At 64.9% G+C, this 18,704-nt stretch carries 16 protein-coding genes; 9 read left to right on the forward strand and 7 right to left on the reverse strand.

Going from position 1 to position 18,704, the window contains the following annotated elements; translation table 11 throughout:
* The first annotated feature begins 346 nt into the window (after positions 1 to 346).
* Entirely contained in the window at positions 347 to 697 is a 351-nt protein-coding gene (locus NCS03_RS11185) for a DUF4148 domain-containing protein (protein ID WP_034471613.1), read from the forward strand.
* A gap of 172 nt (positions 698 to 869) precedes the next feature.
* Positions 870 to 1,634, forward strand: a complete 765-nt coding sequence (locus tag NCS03_RS11190) for a DUF2242 domain-containing protein (RefSeq protein WP_250529170.1) — start codon at positions 870 to 872, stop codon at positions 1,632 to 1,634.
* 4 nt (positions 1,635 to 1,638) lie between these two features.
* On the opposite strand, the gene NCS03_RS11195 is transcribed toward NCS03_RS11190, so the two are convergent.
* On the reverse strand, positions 1,639 to 3,786 hold the full coding sequence (locus tag NCS03_RS11195) for a D-(-)-3-hydroxybutyrate oligomer hydrolase (protein ID WP_250529171.1): 2,148 nt from the start codon (positions 3,784 to 3,786) through the stop codon (positions 1,639 to 1,641).
* 226 nt (positions 3,787 to 4,012) lie between these two features.
* Complete coding sequence (locus NCS03_RS11200; RefSeq protein ID WP_250529172.1) at positions 4,013 to 4,384, reverse strand: BON domain-containing protein; 372 nt, start codon at positions 4,382 to 4,384, stop codon at positions 4,013 to 4,015.
* A gap of 627 nt (positions 4,385 to 5,011) precedes the next feature.
* On the opposite strand from NCS03_RS11200, the gene NCS03_RS11205 reads away from it, so the two are divergent.
* The 4 genes from NCS03_RS11205 (at position 5,012) to NCS03_RS11220 (ending at position 9,386) form a co-directional block, all read left to right on the forward strand.
* The gene (locus tag NCS03_RS11205) at positions 5,012 to 6,487 is read left to right on the forward strand and encodes a TAXI family TRAP transporter solute-binding subunit (protein WP_175980446.1); all 1,476 of its coding nucleotides are present in this window, start codon (positions 5,012 to 5,014) and stop codon (positions 6,485 to 6,487) included.
* Positions 6,488 to 6,627: 140 nt separating this feature from the next.
* Positions 6,628 to 7,287: a 2-hydroxychromene-2-carboxylate isomerase gene (locus NCS03_RS11210; protein ID WP_008342696.1), complete on the forward strand. Its 660-nt coding sequence runs from the start codon at positions 6,628 to 6,630 to the stop codon at positions 7,285 to 7,287.
* A 133-nt stretch (positions 7,288 to 7,420) separates the two neighbouring features.
* The gene (locus tag NCS03_RS11215) at positions 7,421 to 8,407 is read left to right on the forward strand and encodes a LysR family transcriptional regulator (protein ID WP_250435098.1); all 987 of its coding nucleotides are present in this window, start codon (positions 7,421 to 7,423) and stop codon (positions 8,405 to 8,407) included.
* A gap of 58 nt (positions 8,408 to 8,465) precedes the next feature.
* Entirely contained in the window at positions 8,466 to 9,386 is a 921-nt protein-coding gene (locus NCS03_RS11220; RefSeq protein ID WP_250440143.1) for an AraC family transcriptional regulator, read from the forward strand.
* A 14-nt stretch (positions 9,387 to 9,400) separates the two neighbouring features.
* Here NCS03_RS11220 and xdhC read toward each other — a convergent pair whose 3' ends face one another.
* From xdhC to xdhA, 3 genes are read right to left on the reverse strand one after another with little or no spacing between them, the layout of a single operon-like run.
* Entirely contained in the window at positions 9,401 to 9,907 is a 507-nt protein-coding gene (xdhC, locus tag NCS03_RS11225) for a xanthine dehydrogenase accessory protein XdhC (protein ID WP_239295087.1), read from the reverse strand.
* Complete coding sequence (xdhB, locus tag NCS03_RS11230) at positions 9,904 to 12,267, reverse strand: xanthine dehydrogenase molybdopterin binding subunit (protein ID WP_250440145.1); 2,364 nt, start codon at positions 12,265 to 12,267, stop codon at positions 9,904 to 9,906. The genes xdhC and xdhB overlap by 4 nt, the downstream gene beginning before the upstream one ends.
* An 18-nt stretch (positions 12,268 to 12,285) precedes the next feature.
* Positions 12,286 to 13,809, reverse strand: a complete 1,524-nt coding sequence (xdhA, locus tag NCS03_RS11235) for a xanthine dehydrogenase small subunit (RefSeq protein ID WP_250440146.1) — start codon at positions 13,807 to 13,809, stop codon at positions 12,286 to 12,288.
* A gap of 335 nt (positions 13,810 to 14,144) precedes the next feature.
* Here xdhA and NCS03_RS11240 point away from each other — a divergent pair, with 335 nt between their 5' ends.
* Positions 14,145 to 15,359, forward strand: a complete 1,215-nt coding sequence (locus NCS03_RS11240) for an MFS transporter (protein WP_250440147.1) — start codon at positions 14,145 to 14,147, stop codon at positions 15,357 to 15,359.
* A gap of 345 nt (positions 15,360 to 15,704) precedes the next feature.
* Here the strand turns inward: NCS03_RS11240 and NCS03_RS11245 are convergent, their stop codons facing one another.
* Both NCS03_RS11245 and NCS03_RS11250 read right to left on the reverse strand, forming a co-directional pair.
* Positions 15,705 to 16,010: an addiction module antidote protein gene (locus NCS03_RS11245; protein WP_239295091.1), complete on the reverse strand. Its 306-nt coding sequence runs from the start codon at positions 16,008 to 16,010 to the stop codon at positions 15,705 to 15,707.
* Between the two features lie 3 nt (positions 16,011 to 16,013).
* Positions 16,014 to 16,313, reverse strand: coding sequence for a type II toxin-antitoxin system RelE/ParE family toxin (locus NCS03_RS11250; protein WP_239295092.1), 300 nt, complete (start codon positions 16,311 to 16,313; stop codon positions 16,014 to 16,016).
* Positions 16,314 to 16,481: 168 nt separating this feature from the next.
* Between NCS03_RS11250 and NCS03_RS11255 the strand changes: the two genes are divergently transcribed.
* Both NCS03_RS11255 and mdtD read left to right on the forward strand, forming a co-directional pair.
* Positions 16,482 to 17,228, forward strand: a complete 747-nt coding sequence (locus tag NCS03_RS11255; protein ID WP_008342704.1) for a GntR family transcriptional regulator — start codon at positions 16,482 to 16,484, stop codon at positions 17,226 to 17,228.
* 8 nt (positions 17,229 to 17,236) lie between these two features.
* Complete coding sequence (gene mdtD, locus NCS03_RS11260) at positions 17,237 to 18,670, forward strand: multidrug transporter subunit MdtD (RefSeq protein WP_250529173.1); 1,434 nt, start codon at positions 17,237 to 17,239, stop codon at positions 18,668 to 18,670.
* The last annotated feature ends 34 nt before the right edge of the window (positions 18,671 to 18,704 follow it).

Below are 18,704 nucleotides of genomic sequence, written 5' to 3' on the forward strand. Positions count from 1 at the left end.
ACCCGTCCTTTGAGAAGGATCTCGCCGGACGGCAATCTTGTTAGCACTCTCGTGCAGTGAGTGCCAATTATATGGAGCGACTTTGACTATTTCAAGGACGCAAAGGCCGGGAAAACGCTTAAGCAGCCTGCCTCTTGAAAAACGGCACTTCGTCCATAAGCGGAAAATCGGATCAATGGAAACCAAAAACCGATTGACAGAATTAATGCCGATTCGACAAAAGTGATTTCGTCGGATTAGGGTTTTTCCTAGGTCCTCCGGAGCCTAGACTGCATCTCAACGCCGAAGCAACGGAAAGACACACACTCCGCCGCGACGTTCCTTATAACAGCATCCGGAGGTCATCATGTTCAAGTTCAAATCAATCGTTCCCGCCATCGCCATTGCAGCCGTACTCGCCGCGCCGGCTTTCGCGCAAGCGCGCGAAGACGGCCCTGCCACCCGTGCGCAAGTGCGCGCCGAACTCGTTCAACTCGAACGCGCCGGCTACAAGCCGATGGCCGATCAAGCCACGTATCCCGCCGAGATTCAGGCTGCCGAAGCGCGCGTGGCCGCGCAACAAAGCGCATCGAACGCGTCGTTTGGCGGCGTGAGCGATGGCGCGTCGGCATCGGGGAAACCGGCGCGCGTCGGCTTTTTGAGCCGTATCGTCCGTCCCGCTGCCGATGCCAATCCGGTCGACTTCAATCGCCCGTAAGCGAAACGCAAAGCGGCGCGCGACGCCGCATCCGACGAAGCCCGGCCTCGCGTGCCGGGCTTTTCGCTTGCTGAAGGAACTAAGACCTATGCTTTTTCGTCGGTGATACCGCTGGCACTACAATCTTCACCTGCCTCCCTTCGTTCCTCTCGCTCTCCGTCTTAAGCCGCTCATGTCATCTCTCGCATCGTCGCGTCTCGTGTTCGTGTCGCTCGCGCTGACCGCCCTTGTCGGGTGCGGCGGCCGCGCCGCCACCACGCCGAGCTATCAGCAGGAGCTGTTCAGCACCGGTGTGAGCCCGTTCGCGCACAATTTCGACGCCACCGTCAACGAAACCTGCGAGGCCGCGCGCCGCGCGCTGCTGTCGCAAGGGTTTCTCACGACGATGGGCCAGCCCGACACCGTCGACGCGACCAAGAATTTCCAGCCGAGCGCCGAAACGCACGTCGTCGTCTCGTTCCACGTCGTTTGCACGCCCGGCGAAAACGCGACGAACCAAAGCATCGCGTACGTGAACGCCGTGCAGGACGGCTATGCGCTCAAGAAGAGCGACACGTCCGCGAGCGTGGGCTTGAGCGTGCTCGGCTCGCTGTCGCTGCCGATCCGCTCGAACAGCGACGCGATGGTCAAGATTTCCAGCGAGACCGTGCCCGCCGGCAAGTTCTATGACCGCTTCTTCGGTCTGATGGGCCACTATCTGAACACGGTGCCGCGCAGCGCGCCCGTCGCCGGCGACGAAGTGAAAAGCAAGCCGCTCGCGCCGTCGATCATCGTGAGCTCGCCCGAGCTGACGCCGACACCGATCGTCGTGCAGGCGCCCGCCGCCGCGACCGCGATCCAGAGGCCGAATGCCGATGCGGCTGCGGCTGCGGCTGGCGCATCGGACGTCCCGGCGGCGTCGGCGGCCGCAGTGCCCGCGGCCACCGTGACGCACTGAACCGTCAGTTCGGCACGTTGACGATGCCGCCCGCCACCGAGATCGCGTTCGCGCCGGGATCGGTCGCGATGGGCGGCAGATTCGACGTCGTGAGGGCGGGCGCCGAACCCGCCTTGCCGCCGCGCGCGACCGTCCGCACCACCTGCGACGGCGGCAGCGGCGCGTTGTTCTTCAGGTGGTTCCACATCAGGTTGAGCGCCTGAATGTCGTAGTAGTGGACCGGAATGAAGCGCGTGTCGAAGCCTGCCACGCTCAGGAACGCGTCGAAGTGCTGACCGTTCGTGATCTCATACAGCGAAAGCTGGCTCTTGCTTCCCTCCGCCACGCGATTCGCACCCAGATACGGCCGCGACGCATGATTGATCGGCACGAGCGCATCCGCCCGGCCCTGCACGATGATCGCGGGCTTGCCGCGCAGATTCGCGTTCACGCGGATCGCATTGACGCTGCCCGCCATCGTCGCGTTGCCGTTCGTCCATAACGCGCGCAGGCAGGCGGCGCCCGCGTAGCTGGCATCGGGCGTCGCCAGCCGATGATCCGCCGCGCCCGTCGTTCCCGCGTTGTAGACCAGGTTGATGCCGTTGGTCGGCGGCACGCCGTTGCCGTTGCCGAAGATCGTCGGCATCGGCGAGACGAGCGGCGTGACGCCGGCCGCGCCCGTCGCCGCGCTGGTCGTGCCGAAGCTGAACTCGCAGAGATTGTCGAGCACGCTCGCTTTCATGTACGCATCGGCGTAAGTGACGGCGACGGCCGGGACCGCCTGCGAATCCCACATCGGCGCGTGCAGCGTGTCGGAATCGCTCTCGTAGCCTGCCTGATGCAGACGGTTCAGCGCATCGGTCGCCTGCTCCGTCGTCGTGCCGCCCGAGACGAAGCCGTTGGCGGCAAGCGTCGCACAGCGCGCCGTGCGGATCGCGTTGGTCGTGGCGGGCAGAAGCGTCGTCAGATACGGCGCGCCTGCCGCAGCGGGCGCGAGCGCCGCGCACGGCTGCAGCAGGTTCGCGAGCGTCATGTAATCCGCGAGCGGCCTGCCGAACGAGCCGACCGGCACGCCGCCCTGCCGCACCGAAACCTGCGACGGCAAATTCAGATTGATCTGCGGCTCGCCGACGACGACCGCCGTGATCCAGCCATCGGTGTCCTGTTCCGCCGCCGCCAGCGATGCGCCGCCGCCGTTGCTCACCGATGCCGCGATCGTCGTGATGCTGCCCTTGCTGTAGCGCACCTGATGCGTCGATCCGCTGACCGGCCCGAACATGTCGTTGAGCGCCCAGTACGCGAACTGGATCGCCTGCAGCGTGTTCTTGCCCCAGTCCTGCTCCGGGTTTTGCTGCGAATGCGCGTGCTTGTACGCGTAGCGATTCGGGAACGCCGAATTGAACGACGACAGCGCCGACGCGCTCACGTTCGCCTTGAAGATCGCCTTGGTCCCGGCGATGTCCGCACTGGCGAGCGTGCCGTCGATGAGCGTCACGAGCGTCGTCGAAATTTCCTGCGCGCCGTTGCCGCTGCCCTTGTCCGTGTAGGCGACCGCGCAGCCGCGCTTGAGGCCCCACTCGCCTGCCGCCGAAATCGCACCGTAGACGCCGCGCGATCCCGATGACGTCGCCGTGACGATGCACGGCTGGTCCGGATTGAAGCTCGACGGGATCTGAACGAGCAGGCTCACGTTCTGCCTGCCGCTGCCATCGTCCGCGTAGGCGATGTACTCCTTGCCCGCGATCTTGCCTTCGCCGAGCGAGTCGTTGCCGTTCAGATCGACATTCGGCCCCCAGAAGCGGCCGTAGCCGCCGTTCGCCGACATGTCGACGAGCGCGCGGTAGTTCGAATAGATCGCGAGACGGCGCAATTCGGCTGCCGTCGGCGCGGCGGGCTTCGCGAACGTCGGCGCGGTCGCCGACGCGAGGCCCGTCTTGCCGAGACCGGCCGTGAGCAAATCGTCGGAGACGCCGTCGTAAGCCTGGGTGTTCACCGAGCCCGAGATGAAGCTCGGCAAGCTGTTGGCCGGCTGGCCGCCGCCGCCGTTGTCGTCATCGCCGCCGTGGCATGCGGCTAGTGTCGCCGCCGCCAGCAACGCCAGCGCGCCGAGCGCGGCCGTTCGCGGCACATCCTGCAAAGCCTGCAACCTCGGGAAACGCGCGAGTCTTTTCATTTGAATCTCCGCCATCGGTTCCGATTGAGTGATGCGATTTTCAAGCGATCGACAATGCGAGTATCGCGCCGATCGAACGCCAGTCACAGCCGATTTCACGCGCGCCGGCTGCAAAAGCTCCAAACGACAACGGGCCCCGGCGGCGACGCCGGAGCCCGTTCAAACGCCCGCCAGACGAGCGAAGCTTGCGGCATCGCGAGATGCCGCCCACTGCCTGTGATGCGTGTTATTGCCCGCCGCCTTGAACGCCGAGCGTAATCTTGTTGGAGACCGACTTCACGCCCGGCACGCCCTTCGCGACTTCTTCGGCCTGAGCGATCTGGCCGCCTTCCGGCACCGTGCCGGTCAGCGTGACCGCGCCGCTGTGCGCGCGCACGAACACGTTCGACACGTCGAAGCCCTGTGCCTTCGACAGCGCGCGGCGCACGTCGTAGCCGAGCTTGCGGTCGGTTTTCTTGGTCGCGGATTTCTGAGCCTTGGCCGCCGCTGCCGAGTCGGTGCTCGTGGCCGCCGCGTCGCTCGATTGCGCATAGGCGCTCGATGCCACGGCCACGCACACCACCACGCCCAGCGCCTTCAACAGATCGACTGCTTTCATGATTTCTCCTTTTGTTTCGCTTGTTGACTTCGCACAGTTGCTACTTCGCTCGTTTTGCACTTCAAAAGCGGGCCGCATTCCCAGCGGCTGGGCAACGACATCGAGCGGCTGACCGTGACCGCGCGCGCCCGGCGCCTGAAACTGACGCGGGAATAGCGGCGGCAAGCCGGCGGATGCGGCTCACGGTGCTGCGAGAGACTGGCGATCGAAACAAATCACGGCCGGTTTTTTCGGGCGATGACGCCCGCCGGCTCGAATATGACCTGCCGCATGGCGCCTGCTTGGCGGTCCGCGAACCCACATTCCGGGCTGCGGCGCGCGAGGAGCCTTGTCGTGCGGCGGCGAACGTCAATTTAGCCCAGCGCGGCCATTAGCGCAAAGCATTTAACAATGCGGCCATATGCGACGCCGTTCGCAAGCAACAGCGCGCGCGCTTTCTACACACGCCTGTCACACGGCGCGCCGGGCCCGCGGTCATCCGGGCGACGCGCGATCTCATGTACCATCGACGCCATGCCGGCCGTCCGGACGCGCCGCTCGCGCGCCTCGCCGAACACGTTCGGGCAGACGTGGGCGCATCGCGATCGGGTAAGCTCGCACGCACGAAGTTTCAAGATTACCGACGAGATGACCCACCCTTCAGGAAACAATCCGGGCCACGATCCGGACGTCCCGCCCAAACGCAAGCCCTTGCCGAGAATCGGCGCGCGCTTCGTCGCGATCTCATGGCGCGATCTCGCGCTCACCTTCGGCCCGATCCTGCTCGTGTGCGCGGCCGCGCTCTATGCCGCCGTGCGGCTGATCCAGCCCGCGCCGCCGAGCACGCTGACCATCGCCGCCGGCCCGAAAGGCAGCTCGTTCTGGACGAGCGCGCAGAAATACAAGACGATCCTCGCGCGCAACCGCGTGACGCTGAACATCCTCGAGACGCAAGGCTCGCTCGATAACCTGACGCGCCTCGAAGACCCGAAATCGAACGTCGACGTCGGCTTCGTGCAGGGCGGCCTGACCAAGCCGGGCGCGACGCACGACAATCTGGAATCGCTCGGCAGCGTGTCCTACGTGCCGCTCGCGGTGTTCTATCGCGGCGCGACGGTCGTCAGCCGATTGTCGGAGCTGAAGGGCAAGCGGCTCGCGATCGGCGCGGAAGGCAGCGGCACGCGCGTGCTCGCGCTGAATCTGCTGAAGGCGAACGGCATCGAGCCGGGCGGTGACACGGAACTGCTGCCGCTCGCCGGCGACGAAGCCGCGAAAGCGCTCGAAGACGGCCAGATCGACGCAGCCTTTCTGACCGGCGACTCCGCGCAGCCGCCGACGATGGCGAAGCTCCTGCGCACGTCCGGCATCCGCTTCATGGATTTCGCCCAGGCCGACGCCTACGCGCGCCGCTTTCCGTATCTGACGGAAATCGACTTGCCGATGGGCGCCTTCGATTTCGCCCGCAACCTGCCGCCGCGCGCGGTCCACATGATCGCGCCGACCGCCGAACTGGTCGCGCGCGACAGCCTGCATCCGGCGCTCTCCGATCTGCTGATCGAAGCCGCGCGCGAGGTGCACGGGCGCGCGAATCTGCTGCAGCGGGCGAACGAATTCCCCGCGCCGCTCGTGCACGAATTCCGCATCAGCGACAACGCCGAGCGCTATTACAAATCCGGCAAGAGCTTTCTGTACCGTTCGCTGCCGTTCTGGGTCGCGAGTCTCGCGGATCGCGTGCTGGTCGTGCTGGTGCCGCTGATCGTCGTGCTGATTCCGGGCTTGCGGCTCGTGCCGGGACTGTATCGATGGCGCGTGAAATCGCGCATCTACCGCTGGTATGGCGCGCTGATTGCGATAGAGCGGGAAGCGATCAGCGGCCCCGACACCGCGCAGCGCGACGCCCTGCTCGACCGCATCGACGCGATCGAAACGGCCGTCAATCGCATGAAGATGCCGCTCGCGTTCGCCGATCAGTTCTACGTGCTGCGCGAGCACATCGGTTTCGTGCGGGAGCGTCTCGCGCACGCGCCGGTCGCCCCGGCCGACCAAACCCGCGCGCGCGACATGGCGCAACAGCATGCGGCCGGTGTCGTTCGCCAAGCAGACACGGAGCAAGGCAGCACGTAATATCTGTTGGAGAAACGTTAAAAAAGGATGCGACGCCGCGCGCTGCATCCGTCATGCAGGACACGACAAAAAACGAACAGATGCGGCTCAGAGCGCGCCGCCGCGCGAGCAAAGCCACGGAATCTCAGGGAGAAGGGAACATGAGTGCCCCGCATTCGACCAGCACCGGTCATCCGTACTTTTTCTTCGACTTCATATCGCCGTTTTCGTACTTGCTGCTGGAGCAGCATGAGAAGTGGCCCGACATGCCGTTCGAGCTCGTGCCCGTCCAGTTGATGAAGCTGCTCGACCGCTGGGGCCAGCCGCACGCCGCGACGATTCCGTCCAAGCGCGTCTTCACCTACCGGCACGCGCTGTTTCGCGCGGAGCAGCTCGGCATTCCGTTCAAGATGCCGCCCGCCCATCCGTTCGATACGAGCAAGGCGCTGCGTCTTGCCGTGCTCGCCGACGGCGACATCGCCCGCGTGCGCGAAATCTTCCGCTACATCTGGCGCGAAGGGCGCGATCCCGCGACGCCGGAAGGCTTCAAGGCGTTGTGCGAGCACGTCGGCATGCCGGAGGCCGTGACGCGCATCGAGGATGAGGACGTCAAGGCGAAGCTGCGCGACAACAACGACCGCGCCGTAGCGATGGGCGTGTTCGGCGTGCCGACTTTCCTCGTCAACGACCAGATCTTCTGGGGCGAAGACACGCTGCCGATGGTGCTCTACGTCGCGCGCTCGCCGAACTGGCTCGACGGCGCGGAAGTGAAGCGCATCAGCGCGCTGCCGATCGCGCCGAAAGACGCCGATTTCAGCTGACGGCGGCCGGATGGCGGAGGCGCCTATGCCGTGCATAGCGCGCCTGCTATGGCGTCAAAATTGGATAAGCGGTTTACTTCGGCTTTAGGGCTCGCGAGTTCGCGCCCGCGCGTCCTGAATTCACTTGCTTGCCATGAACGATCCCGCCGACTCACTCGACATCTGGCTCATCCGCGTGCTGCGCACCTTGCTGCTGGAGCGCAGCGTGACGCAGACCGCGCAGCGGCTGAACCAGACGCAACCGGCGATCAGCACCGCGCTGCGCCGTCTGCGCGAGATCCTGAACGACCCGATTCTCGTGCGCGGCAAACAGGGCATGGTGCCGACCGAATACGGCGAATCGCTGCTCGCGCCCGCGCAACGCGCATTGCGCGAAGTGGAATTCGTCGCGACGCCGCACGGGGATTTCGACCCGCGAAGCTCGCGCCGCACGTTCCGCGTGGCCGCGCCTGATTATCTGAACGATTTCTTCATGCCGACGCTCGTCGCCGCTTTTCGCGACGCCGCGCCCAATGCGCGTCTGGAGATCGAGTCGCTGAATCCGATGCGCGATCACGAGCGCATGCTCGACGAAGGCGAAATTGATCTGATGGTCGCGAACTGGACGAAGCCCGAGCCGCGCTTCGAACGCCAGGATCTTTTCAGCGACGTATTCGTCTGCCTGATGCGTGCGAATCATCCACTCGCGCGCGAACCGCTGACGGCGGAACGCTACGCGCTCGCCGCGCACCTCGCGCCGACGCCGTATAGCGGCGGCCGGCGTCATCCGATCGACATCGGGCTCGCGCGCGCGGGCATCGAAAGGCGCATCGTCACGACGATTCCGTACTTCGGCCTCGTGCCGCAGGTGCTGTTGCAGTCGGACCTCATCTTCACCGCGCCGCGCCGCTTCGCGCAGCACTATGCGGCGATGCTGCCGCTCGCCGTGCTCGATTCGCCGGTGCCGTTTCCGCGCATCAAGTGCTACCAGCTTTCGGTGCCGCAGCCCGATCAGCCGACGGACATCGCCTGGCTGCGCACGCTGATGTCGACCGTTTCCGACTCGCTCACGGGCCGGAAGCAAGTTGCGGCGGCGGCATCGGGCGATGAAACCGCCGAACTGGGCGAAGCCGCGAAGTAACGCACGCGCGGCGGGACTTCGGTACTATCCGAACGACACCTTCTGCCCGCCCGCTCACATGGATGCTCTCGACAAACTGATTCAGCTTGCGAGCCTTGCCGGCGCGCTCGATCTGCGCTGCCTGCTGCGCGGCCCGCTGGAACTGGATCACGCGCCCGCGCCCGCCGGCGAAGCGGTGTATCACGTCGTGCTCGACGGCGCGTGCACCGTCGTGCGCAAAGGTCACGCGCCGCTCGAACTGACGGCGGGCGACATTTTCTTTCTGCCGCGCGGAGACGCGCATGTGCTGAGCATCAAGGCGCGCGAAGGCAGCTCGTCCAAAGCCGAGATGGAAGCGCGCGACAACGGCGCGGTCACGGTAAGAAGCAATTGCGGCGGGCAGCCGCCGGGCGTGGACTTGCTGTGCGGGCGCTTTCTCTACGCGCCGCGCGCGCTTCTGATCGACGTCCTGCCGGATGTCGTGCACGTATCGTTCTCGAACGCGTCGGCTTCCTATCTCGCGCCGCTCGTCCAGACGATGCGCCGCGAAGCGGAAGATGCGCAACTGGGCGCGCCGTCGATCGTCACGGCGCTATCGACCGCGCTCTTCACGATGGTGCTGCGCGCGTGGCTCGACGGACAGCCGTCATTGGCGGGCGTGCTCGGCTTGCTGGCGAACCGGCGGCTGGGCGCATCGATCATCGCGATGCTCGAGCGCCCCGCCGAACCGTGGACGCTGGAGATGCTCGCCAAGGAAGCGGCGATGTCGCGCGCCACGTTCATGCGCGCGTTCTCGGCGCATTCGGACAGCTCGCCGCTCGCGTTGCTGAGTCATGTGCGGATGCAGCTCGCCAGCACGATGCTCACGCATACGAAAAAGAGCATCGCGGATGTCGCGGCCGATGTGGGGTATCAGTCCGAAGCGGCGTTTTCGAAGCGGTTCAAGGAGCTTTATGGCGTCGCGCCGGGACGCTTCAGGCAGACCAACGGCATCGCTTGAAGCGTCATCGTGGCTCAGGCGGAAAGATGCGCTGCGTTCACCGCCGGCGTTCCGAGCCTCGCCGTCATCTCCCGCACGCGCAGCAGTTGCGCGGCAACGGCGAGCCCGATCGACCACGGCGCCTTGTCGACGATCCCTTCCACGCCGATCGGACACGTGATCTCCGGCAGCCGGTCCGCCGCCACGCCACGCTCCATCAATCGCCGCTCGAACTTGACGCGCTTCGTCTTCGAGCCGATCAGCCCGAAGTAAGCGAAGTCGTCGCGCCGCATGATGCGTTGCGTCAGCGAAAAGTCGAGCGAATGATCGTGCGTCATCACGATGAAGTACGCGCCCGGCGGCGCTTCGTCGACGATCGCGTCGGGCAGATCGGTCGCTTCGATCTGCACGTTCGCCGGCACTTCGTCGGGGAAAAGTTCGTCGCGCGCATCGACCCATTGCACGACGCACGGCAACGTGCCGAGCACCTTCACGAGCGCGTGGCCGACGTGGCCCGCGCCGAACAGGACGACGTGCATCATGAGCGCGCGCTCCTCACCGCATTCACCGCCTTCAGGATTTCTTCGGCCGTCGCGGGCGCGTTGAGCGGCGGATTGATCTTGTGATCGCCGACAGCGGAAACGGCATCGCGGATCGCGAAGAACACCGAGAACGGCAGCAGCAACGGCGGTTCGCCGACGGCCTTCGAACGATGGATGCTGTCCTCCACGTTGCGATTCTTGAAGAGATCGACGCGGAAATCGGCGGGCATGTCGTTGGTCGTCGGAATCTTGTAGGTCGACGGCGCGTGCGTCATCAGCTTGCCGTTGTCGTCCCACCACAGCTCTTCCGTCGTCAGCCAGCCCATGCCCTGCACGAACGCGCCTTCCACCTGGCCCTTGTCGAGCGCCGGATTCAGCGACGCGCCCACGTCATGCAACGCATCCGCGCGCAGCACGCGCATTTCGCCGGTGAGCGTGTCGATCACCACTTCCGACACTGCCGCGCCATACGAGTAGTAGTAGAACGGACGGCCTTGCATCGTCGCTGCATCCCAGTGGAGCTTGGGCGTCGCGTAGAAGCCGTCGGACCACAACTGCACGCGCGCGAGATATGCCTTCTGGACGACTTCGCCGAACGGAATGGCATCGTCGCCGACGATCACGCGGTCGTTCGCGAAGCGCACTTGCGCCGGCGTGACGGTGCCGCCGCCGAACTTCTCCGCCGCGAACTTCGCGAGCCGCTCGCGCAACTGGCGCGCGGCGTCCTGCGCGGCCTTGCCGTTGAGATCGGTGCCGGTCGATGCCGCCGTCGCCGATGTATTCGCGACCTTGCTCGTATCCGTCGCCGTCACGCGCACGCGCTCGAAGTTCACGCCGAGTTCGTGCGCAACCACTTGCGCGACCTTCGTGTTCAGGCCCTGGCCCATTTCGGTGCCGCCGTGATTCACGAGCATCGAGCCGTCGGTGTAGATGTGAACCAGCGCACCCGCCTGGTTGAAGTGCGTCACGTTGAACGCGATGCCGAACTTCACCGGCGTCAGCGCGAGGCCCTTCTTCAGGATTGCGTTGTTCGCGTTGAATTCGTCGATGGCCGCGCGGCGCTTGCGATACTCGCTCGTCTCTTCGAGTTCGGCGATCAGTTCGTGGATGACGTTGTCCTCGACCGTCTGGCCGTAAGGCGTCTTGTTGTTTTCCGTCTTGCCGTAGAGATTCGCGCGGCGCACGTCGAGCGAATCCTTTCCGACCGCACGCGCGACGTTATCCAGAATGTATTCGATCGCGAACGCGCCCTGCGGCCCGCCGAAGCCGCGAAACGCGGTGTTCGACTGCGTGTTGGTCTTGCCGCAATAGCCTGCGATCTTCACGTCCGAGAGCCAGTACGCGTTGTCGAAATGGCAGACGGCGCGCGTCATCACCGGGCCCGACAAATCCGCGGAGAAACCGCAGCGCGACGTCATGTCGACGGACACGCCTTCGATCTTGCCGTCGTCGTCGTAGCCGACTTCGAAGTCGTACACGAAGTCGTGACGCTTGCCGGTGATCATCATGTCGTCGTCGCGGTCCGGACGCAGCTTGACCGGGCACAGCAACTTCCATGCGGCGAGCGCCGCGCAGCACGCGAAAATGCCCGACTGCGATTCCTTGCCGCCGAATCCGCCGCCCATGCGACGGCATTCGACCAGCACGTTATGCGAATGCACATTCAGCACGTGCGCGACGAGATGCTGCATTTCCGTCGGATGCTGCGTCGAGCAGTAGACGTGCATGCCGTCATCCTCCTTCGGCACGGCATAGGCGATCTGGCCTTCGAGATAGAACTGTTCCTGGCCGCCGAGCTTCATCGCGCCGCGCTCGTGATGCGCGGCTTTCGACATGCGGCTTTCGGCGTCGCCGCGCGCGAGCTTCAGCGGATTGAGCACATACGATTCCGCTTTGCGCGCGTCTTCGGGCGTGAGAATCGGCACGAGGTCTTCGAATTCGATGGTCGCGCGACGCGCCGCCAAGCGCGCCGTATCGTGCGACGTCGCGACGACGATGAACATCGGCTGGCCGACGAACTGCACGATGCCCTGAGCCAGCACCGGATCGTCGTGGATGATCGGGCCGCAATCGTTCACGCCGGGAATGTCCTCGGCGGTGAATACGGCGACCACGCCCGGCGTCGCGCGCACGGCGTCGAAGTTCATCGACACGACCTTCGCGTGCGCCTTCGGGCTCGTGCCGAGCGCGGCGTGCAGCGTGCCCGCGACGAGCGGAATGTCGTCGGTATAGCTCGCGCGCCCGCTCACGTGCAGATGCGCCGACTCATGCGGACGCGATACGTGGACCTGCTTGAAAGCGTCGATTTCGTTCGCGAGCGACTGAGCGTCGGCGATGAATGCTTCTGCTTGCTGATTCATGTTCTTTTGCTCCTTCGCTTACTTCGCTTCGACGAGTTCGATTGCGCGCACATCCAGCTTCGATTTGTCCAGCGGATCGTGCGGGCGCGTCTCCAGCCAGAAGCGATACAAGAGGCTCTTTGCGGTGTCGAGGCGATAGTCGCTGCTCGCGCGCATGTCGGTGAGCGGCTGGTAATCCTTGGAAAGCGCGATCATCGCGGCCTGCGCGGTGGCTTCGTGCCAAAGCGCATCGTTGAGAATGGCTTCGGCGTGTTCCGCGCGCTTCGGCGTCGCGGCCATGCCGCCGTAGGCGAGGCGCGGCTCGCGGATCGTGTCGCCATCGGCGATGAAACTGAACGCGGCGTAGACGGCGGAAATATCGGAGTCGAAACGCTTCGACAGCTTGTACGCGCGGAACTTAAGGTTCGCGCGCTTGCCCGTGCGCGTCGGCACGCGGATCGCGGCGACGAACTCGTTCTCGCGCATGTCCTTCTTCTGATACGCGATGTACAGATCCTCGAGCGGCATCTCGCGCAGACCATCGACGCTTTGCAGGACGACGCGCGCATTCAGCGCGATGAGGCCGGGCATCGAATCGCCGATCGGCGAGCCGTTCGCGACGTTGCCGCCGAGCGTGCCGGCGTTGCGGATCGGCAGCGACGCGAAACGCAGACGCGTCTCTTCGAGTTCGGGATAGAGCTTCACGAGTTCGTCGTACGCGCGCTCGACCGACACGCCCGCGCCGATCTCGATCCATTCGTCCGTCGTCTCGACGCGCTTGAACGAGTCGATCTGCCCGACATAGACGATATCGCCCAGATCGCGCAACTGCTTCGTCACCCACAAACCGACGTCCGTGCTGCCCGCGAGAATCCGCACGTTCGGGTTTTTGTCCTTGATCGCGGCGAGCGCTTCGGTCGTGCGCGGCGCGTCGAACTGGCGGCCGGCGTGCTCGTAGTGGAACGTGTCGTCGCGCTTCAGGCTTTCGAGCGTGCGCGCGAGCGCCGGCACGTTGACGGGCGCGAGCGGCGCGCGGTCGAACATCTGCTCGGCAGCGTCGATGATCGGCCGATAACCCGTGCAGCGGCACAGATTGCCCGTCAGCGCATCGCTGATCTCCTGGCGCGAGGGCTTCGTCTTCTCGCACGTTCCCGGGCAGCCGGTCGTCGCATGACCGTGCTTTTCGTAGAGCGCGAACATCGACATCGCGAAGCCGGGCGTGCAGAAGCCGCATTGCGAGCCGTGACAATCGACGAGCGCCTGCTGCACCGGATGCAGCGTGCCGTCCTGCTGGCGCAGGTCTTCGACGGTGAAGAGCGCGCGGCCGTCGAGCGTCGGCAGAAACTGCACGCACGCGTTGACGGCCTTGAACGCGACGCCGCCCGCGCCGTCCGGCTCGCCGATGACGACCGTGCACGCGCCGCAGTCGCCTTCCGCGCAGCCTTCCTTGGTGCCGGTGCAGCGCGCGTCTTCGCGCAGATATTGCAGGACGGTGCGCGTCGTCGACGCGCCGCTCACTTCCTGGATCGCGTTGCGGTGATAGAAGCGGATCGGCTCAGTCATGGATGTCTCGGGGCTCTTCGATGCTTTTTCGCTGGTTGCGCGGGATGCGCAGCCGGTGGCATTCGCGATTTCGGACCTTTTCAGATTAGTCCTGTCGCTTCGATGGTTCAAAAGCTATCACCGCCAAAATCGATAACCCATAGGCGGCATTGCATGAACGACATATTCTTCGTCCGATATGTGCTGCGAGCCTTATCCAGCAAGGCCTGCGTCGGCGGCGCCCGATGACTCGGACAGGCGATTTGTCCTAGCTGGTTACAAAACGACTGCGACGTTGCGCCGCAACATATGGGACAATCACGCCTTCGCGCCGAATTCAACCCCGCAATTTCCCTATGTCCACCGAGTCCCGCATCAAGCCGCAAAGCGACTTCGCCGTCACGCTGCGGATTCTGCCCGTCGTGCTGTACACGTTCCTTTGCTACCTGACGATCGGCATTCCGCTCGCGGTGCTGCCGGGCTTCGTGCACACGGATCTCGGCTACGGCTCGGTGATGGCGGGCGCGGCGATCAGCGTCCAGTACTTCGCGACGCTGCTGTCGCGGCCGCTGGCGGGCCGCACCGCCGATACGCTCGGCCCCAAGAAAACCGTGCTCTACGGTCTCGCGGCGTGCGCGGCAAGCGGCGTGCTGCTGCTCGCCTCGGCGCTCGCCGCGCAGTGGCACGCGGTGAGTCTCGTGCTGCTGGTGATCGCGCGGCTCGTGCTCGGCTTCGGCGAGAGCTGGGTCGGGACGGGATCGATCACATGGGGCATCGGGCGCGTCGGCGTGAACAACAACGCGAAGGTGATTTCGTGGAACGGCATCGCCACTTACGGCGCGCTTGCGATCGGCGCGCCGCTCGGCGTCGCGATCGATCATTCGCTGGGATTCGCGTCGCTCGGGCTGATCGTGATCGCGCTCGGCGGCTTCGGCTACTGGCTCGCGACGCGCATGGCGAGCGTGCCGATCGTGCACGGCGAGCGCATGTCGTATCGGAGCGTGTTCTTCCGCGTGTTGCCGCATGGACTGGGACTCGCGCTCGGATCGGCGGGATTCGGCTCCATCGCGACGTTCATCACGCTTTACTATGCCGCGCACAACTGGCCGAATGCGGCGCTTTCGCTTACGGTGTTCGGCACTATGTTCATCGGCGCGCGGCTTCTGTTCGCCAACACGATCAAGGCGTATGGCGGGTTTCGCGTGGCGATCGTGTCGTTTGCGTTCGAATGCGCGGGTCTGCTGATGCTGTGGCTCGCCGCCGAGCCGACTTTCGCGCTCGCGGGCGCGGCGCTGACCGGCTTCGGATTCGCGCTCGTGTTTCCGGCGCTCGGCGTCGAGGCGGTCGGGCTCGTGCCGCCGGCCAGCCGGGGCGCGGCTTTGTCGGCGTATTCGGTGTTTCTCGATCTGTCGCTCGGGTTGACCGGGCCGCTCGCTGGGTATGTCGCGGGTGAGTTGGGGTACGGGTCGGTGTTTCTGTTTGCCGCGCTGGCGGCGGCGGCGGCGGTGGCGTTGTCGGTGGCGCTTTATATGCGCGGTGGACGTGGCGTGGGTGGGCCGGCTACGGCTTGAGCTCAGTGCTTTCGTAGCGTCGCGTTGCGTCGGGCGCGTTTTACCGGGTCCCGTTTTCGGGTCGGTCGATCGGCACTGCCCCTGTGCGGGGCGCACCTGATTTCTTTGCCGTCGACCAGAGCTAGCGCTTTAGCGTTTACTCTGGTCCTGTGCAAAGAAAGTAGCTTCTCAGGCCCGCGGTCACACGCACGTTGGGTAGTACTCTCGTCCCAGGCGGCACTCGCCTAAGTGTCGCCCTCAAAGGACCAACCGGGCTTGAATCGCGCACGGTCTGTCTCATCGCGCCGAGCCACTGGATCAGCACGAGTTGGCTCCGGCCCGCTGCGCCGGCTACGGCGTCGCCCTTTACGTGCCGGCCTTCGATCCGTGTAGTTGCAGCCCCAGCGCCTTGACCACTTTCAGGATCGTGCCGAAGCTCGGGTTGCCATCCTCCGATAACGCTTTATAGAGTCCTTCCCGGCTGATGCCGCTATCGCGCGCCACTTGCGCCATACCCCGCGCGCGTGCGATCACGCCCAACGCATGCGCGATAAACGCCGGATCGTCGCCGCCTTCCTGCAGACACGCATCGAAGTATTCAGCGATATCGTCTTCCGTTTGCAGATGTTCGGCCGAATCCCACGGCCGCGTCTTGATTCTGGCTGACGTCATCATTCACTCCATGTTCAGATGTCGAAGCATCGCGTGAGCCGATTTGATGTCTCGTTCCTGCGTCGACTTATCGCCGCCACACAGAAGAATCACGAGGACATCGCCGCGCTGCACGTAATACACGCGATACCCCGGCCCGTGATCGATACGCAACTCGATAATGGGATGCCCGGCAGAATTCGTATCGCCGGGATTTCCCAACGCGAGCCGGTCGATTCGGACCTGAATGCGGCGCTTCGCAATCCGGTCCTTCAGCGAGGCGAACCAGTCGTCGAAAACCTCGGTCGTGCGGATGTTCAACATCGTTGATCGTAGTCCATGGTTCACAGCGTGTAAACCACAGTTCACACGACTAAATTGAAGCAGGCGCGCCTTCCGGCCTTGCGAGTCTCACCAAGATAAGAAACAGAACGCCCCTTCGTCTTCAGCGTTTGTCTTAAAATCCCCGCTTGGCCCATTAGCGTCCGCTTTATGAACCCGACCTCGGAAGACCGCTGGCGCGATTTGCGCCCGGACCCGGACAGCGACACTCCGCTCTACCTTCAACTCGCCCGCAAGCTCGCCAACGCTATCCACGACAATCGCTGGAACGCAGGCGAAGCGCTGCCCTCCGAGCGCGTGCTGTCGGAAGCACTCGGCGTCTCGCGGATCACCTCGCGAAAAGCGATCGCGCTGCTCGTCGAACAAGGGCTCATCCGCCGCGAACAAGGCGCGGGCAGCTTCATCACGCCGCGCTACGAAGACCCGCTCTCGCGTCTGTCGAGCTTCTCCGAAATGCTCCGGCGCCGCGGCTTCAAACCGAGTTCCAAATGGCTCTCGCGCAGCATCGAGCCGGCCAATCGCGAGGAAGTCATCCAGCTCGGCCTCTCGCCCGCCGCGACCGTCACGCGCCTGAAACGCCTGCGTCTCGCCGATGACATCGTCATGGCCGTCGAGAATTCCACCTTTCCGGCGTCGTGCATTCCCGATCCGCAGACCATCGGCGATTCGCTCTACAGCTATCTCGATGCCCGCGGGCTTTCGATCGTGCGCGCGCTTCAGCATTTCCGCGCCGTGAACGCGAGCCCGGAGATTGCCGAGCAGATGGGCATCGCGCCACACGACGCGCTGCTGCTCATCACGCGCGTCGGCTACACGGCCGATCAGCGCGCCATCGAGCTCACCGATACCTACTGCCGCAACGACTACTACGACTTCGTCGCCGAGCTGCGAAAGTAACCCGCCCAATGACCGACACGCCCACAGCCCAGACGTCCGACCGATCGCTCTCCATCATGCTGTGGCTCGTCGCCACGGGCTTCTTCATGCAGACGCTCGACTCGACGATCGTCAACACCGCGCTCCCCGCGATGGCGCGAAGTCTGGGCGAGGCGCCGCTGCGCATGCAGGGCGTCGTCATCGCCTACTCGCTGACGATGGCGATGATGATCCCCGTCTCCGGCTGGCTCGCCGACAAGCTCGGCACGAAGCGCGTGTTCTTCAGCGCGATCCTCGTGTTCACGATCGGCTCGCTGCTCTGCGCGAACGCGCAATCGCTGACGGCGCTCGTCGCGTATCGCGTCGTGCAGGGCGTCGGCGGCGCGATGCTCTTGCCGGTCGGACGCCTCGCCGTGCTGCGCGTGTTCCCGGCGGAGCGCTATCTTTCCGCGCTCGCGTTCGTCGCGATTCCGGGGCTGATCGGCCCGCTCATCGGCCCGACGCTCGGCGGCTGGCTCGTGCAGATCGCGTCGTGGCACTGGATTTTTCTGATCAACGTGCCGGTCGGCGTGATCGGCTGCATCGCGACGAACCCGTACATGCCCGACAGCCGCAATCCGGCGACCGCGCGCTTCGATCTGGCGGGCTACCTGCTGCTCGCGATCGGCATGGTCGCGCTCACGATTTCGCTCGACGGACTCGCCGATCTCGGCCTCGCGCACGCGATCGTGATCGTGCTGCTCGTGCTCTCGTTCGGCTGCTTCGTCGCTTACGGTCTGCACGCGACGCGCGCCGCCCAGCCGATCTTTTCCCTCGATCTCTTCAAGATCCACACCTTCAGCGTCGGCTTGCTGGGCAATCTCTTCGCGCGTATCGGCAGCGGCGCGATGCCTTATCTGATCCCGCTCCTGCTGCAAGTGAGCCTCGGCTACACGCCGTTTCAGGCCGGCATGATGATGCTGCCCGTCGCGGCCGCGGGCATGGCGTCCAAGCGCGTCGTCACGCGGCTCATCGAAAAGCACGGTTATCGGCGCGTGCTGGTCGTGAACACGGTGCTCGTCGGGCTGATGATGGCGAGCTTCGCGCTCGTGAGCGCGCATCAGCCGCTCTGGCTGCGGCTCGTGCAGCTCGCGATCTTCGGCGCCTTCAATTCGATGCAGTTCACCGCGATGAACACGCTCACGCTGAAGGACCTCGGCACCGGCGGCGCGAGCAGCGGCAACAGCCTGTTCTCGCTCGTGCAAATGCTGTCGATGAGCCTCGGCGTGACCGTCGCGGGCGCGATCCTGTCGACGTTTACAGGACTGCTGCCGCAGGTCACGGAGACGAACTCGCTGCCCGCCTTCCACGCGACGTTCCTGTGCGTCGGCATCATCACGGCCGCGACGGCGTGGATCTTCGGACAGCTCGCGCCGGAAGTGCGCGCGGCCGCGAGAAAGCCCGATCCGTCCGAATCGAACTGAGAACCCGGACGACGCACCGCGCCGGTGCCCGCAC

Source organism: Caballeronia sp. ATUFL_F1_KS4A (assembly GCF_023630905.1).
In the GTDB taxonomy this organism is placed as follows: Bacteria; Pseudomonadota; Gammaproteobacteria; order Burkholderiales; family Burkholderiaceae; genus Caballeronia; species Caballeronia zhejiangensis.

Coding starts and splice junctions, on each gene's coding strand:
- NCS03_RS11215 (WP_250435098.1), top strand. CDS start 7,421: ATGAACGATCCCGCCGACTCACTCGACATCTGGCTCATCCGCGTGCTG.
- NCS03_RS11185 (WP_034471613.1), top strand. CDS start 347: ATGTTCAAGTTCAAATCAATCGTTCCCGCCATCGCCATTGCAGCCGTA.
- NCS03_RS11205 (WP_175980446.1), top strand. CDS start 5,012: ATGACCCACCCTTCAGGAAACAATCCGGGCCACGATCCGGACGTCCCG.
- NCS03_RS11240 (WP_250440147.1), top strand. CDS start 14,145: ATGTCCACCGAGTCCCGCATCAAGCCGCAAAGCGACTTCGCCGTCACG.
- NCS03_RS11255 (WP_008342704.1), top strand. CDS start 16,482: ATGAACCCGACCTCGGAAGACCGCTGGCGCGATTTGCGCCCGGACCCG.
- NCS03_RS11250 (WP_239295092.1), bottom strand. CDS start 16,313: ATGTTGAACATCCGCACGACCGAGGTTTTCGACGACTGGTTCGCCTCG.
- NCS03_RS11210 (WP_008342696.1), top strand. CDS start 6,628: ATGAGTGCCCCGCATTCGACCAGCACCGGTCATCCGTACTTTTTCTTC.
- NCS03_RS11200 (WP_250529172.1), bottom strand. CDS start 4,384: ATGAAAGCAGTCGATCTGTTGAAGGCGCTGGGCGTGGTGGTGTGCGTG.
- NCS03_RS11245 (WP_239295091.1), bottom strand. CDS start 16,010: ATGACGTCAGCCAGAATCAAGACGCGGCCGTGGGATTCGGCCGAACAT.
- NCS03_RS11195 (WP_250529171.1), bottom strand. CDS start 3,786: ATGAAAAGACTCGCGCGTTTCCCGAGGTTGCAGGCTTTGCAGGATGTG.
- xdhA (WP_250440146.1), bottom strand. CDS start 13,809: ATGACTGAGCCGATCCGCTTCTATCACCGCAACGCGATCCAGGAAGTG.
- NCS03_RS11190 (WP_250529170.1), top strand. CDS start 870: ATGTCATCTCTCGCATCGTCGCGTCTCGTGTTCGTGTCGCTCGCGCTG.
- mdtD (WP_250529173.1), top strand. CDS start 17,237: ATGACCGACACGCCCACAGCCCAGACGTCCGACCGATCGCTCTCCATC.
- NCS03_RS11220 (WP_250440143.1), top strand. CDS start 8,466: ATGGATGCTCTCGACAAACTGATTCAGCTTGCGAGCCTTGCCGGCGCG.
- xdhB (WP_250440145.1), bottom strand. CDS start 12,267: ATGAATCAGCAAGCAGAAGCATTCATCGCCGACGCTCAGTCGCTCGCG.
- xdhC (WP_239295087.1), bottom strand. CDS start 9,907: ATGATGCACGTCGTCCTGTTCGGCGCGGGCCACGTCGGCCACGCGCTC.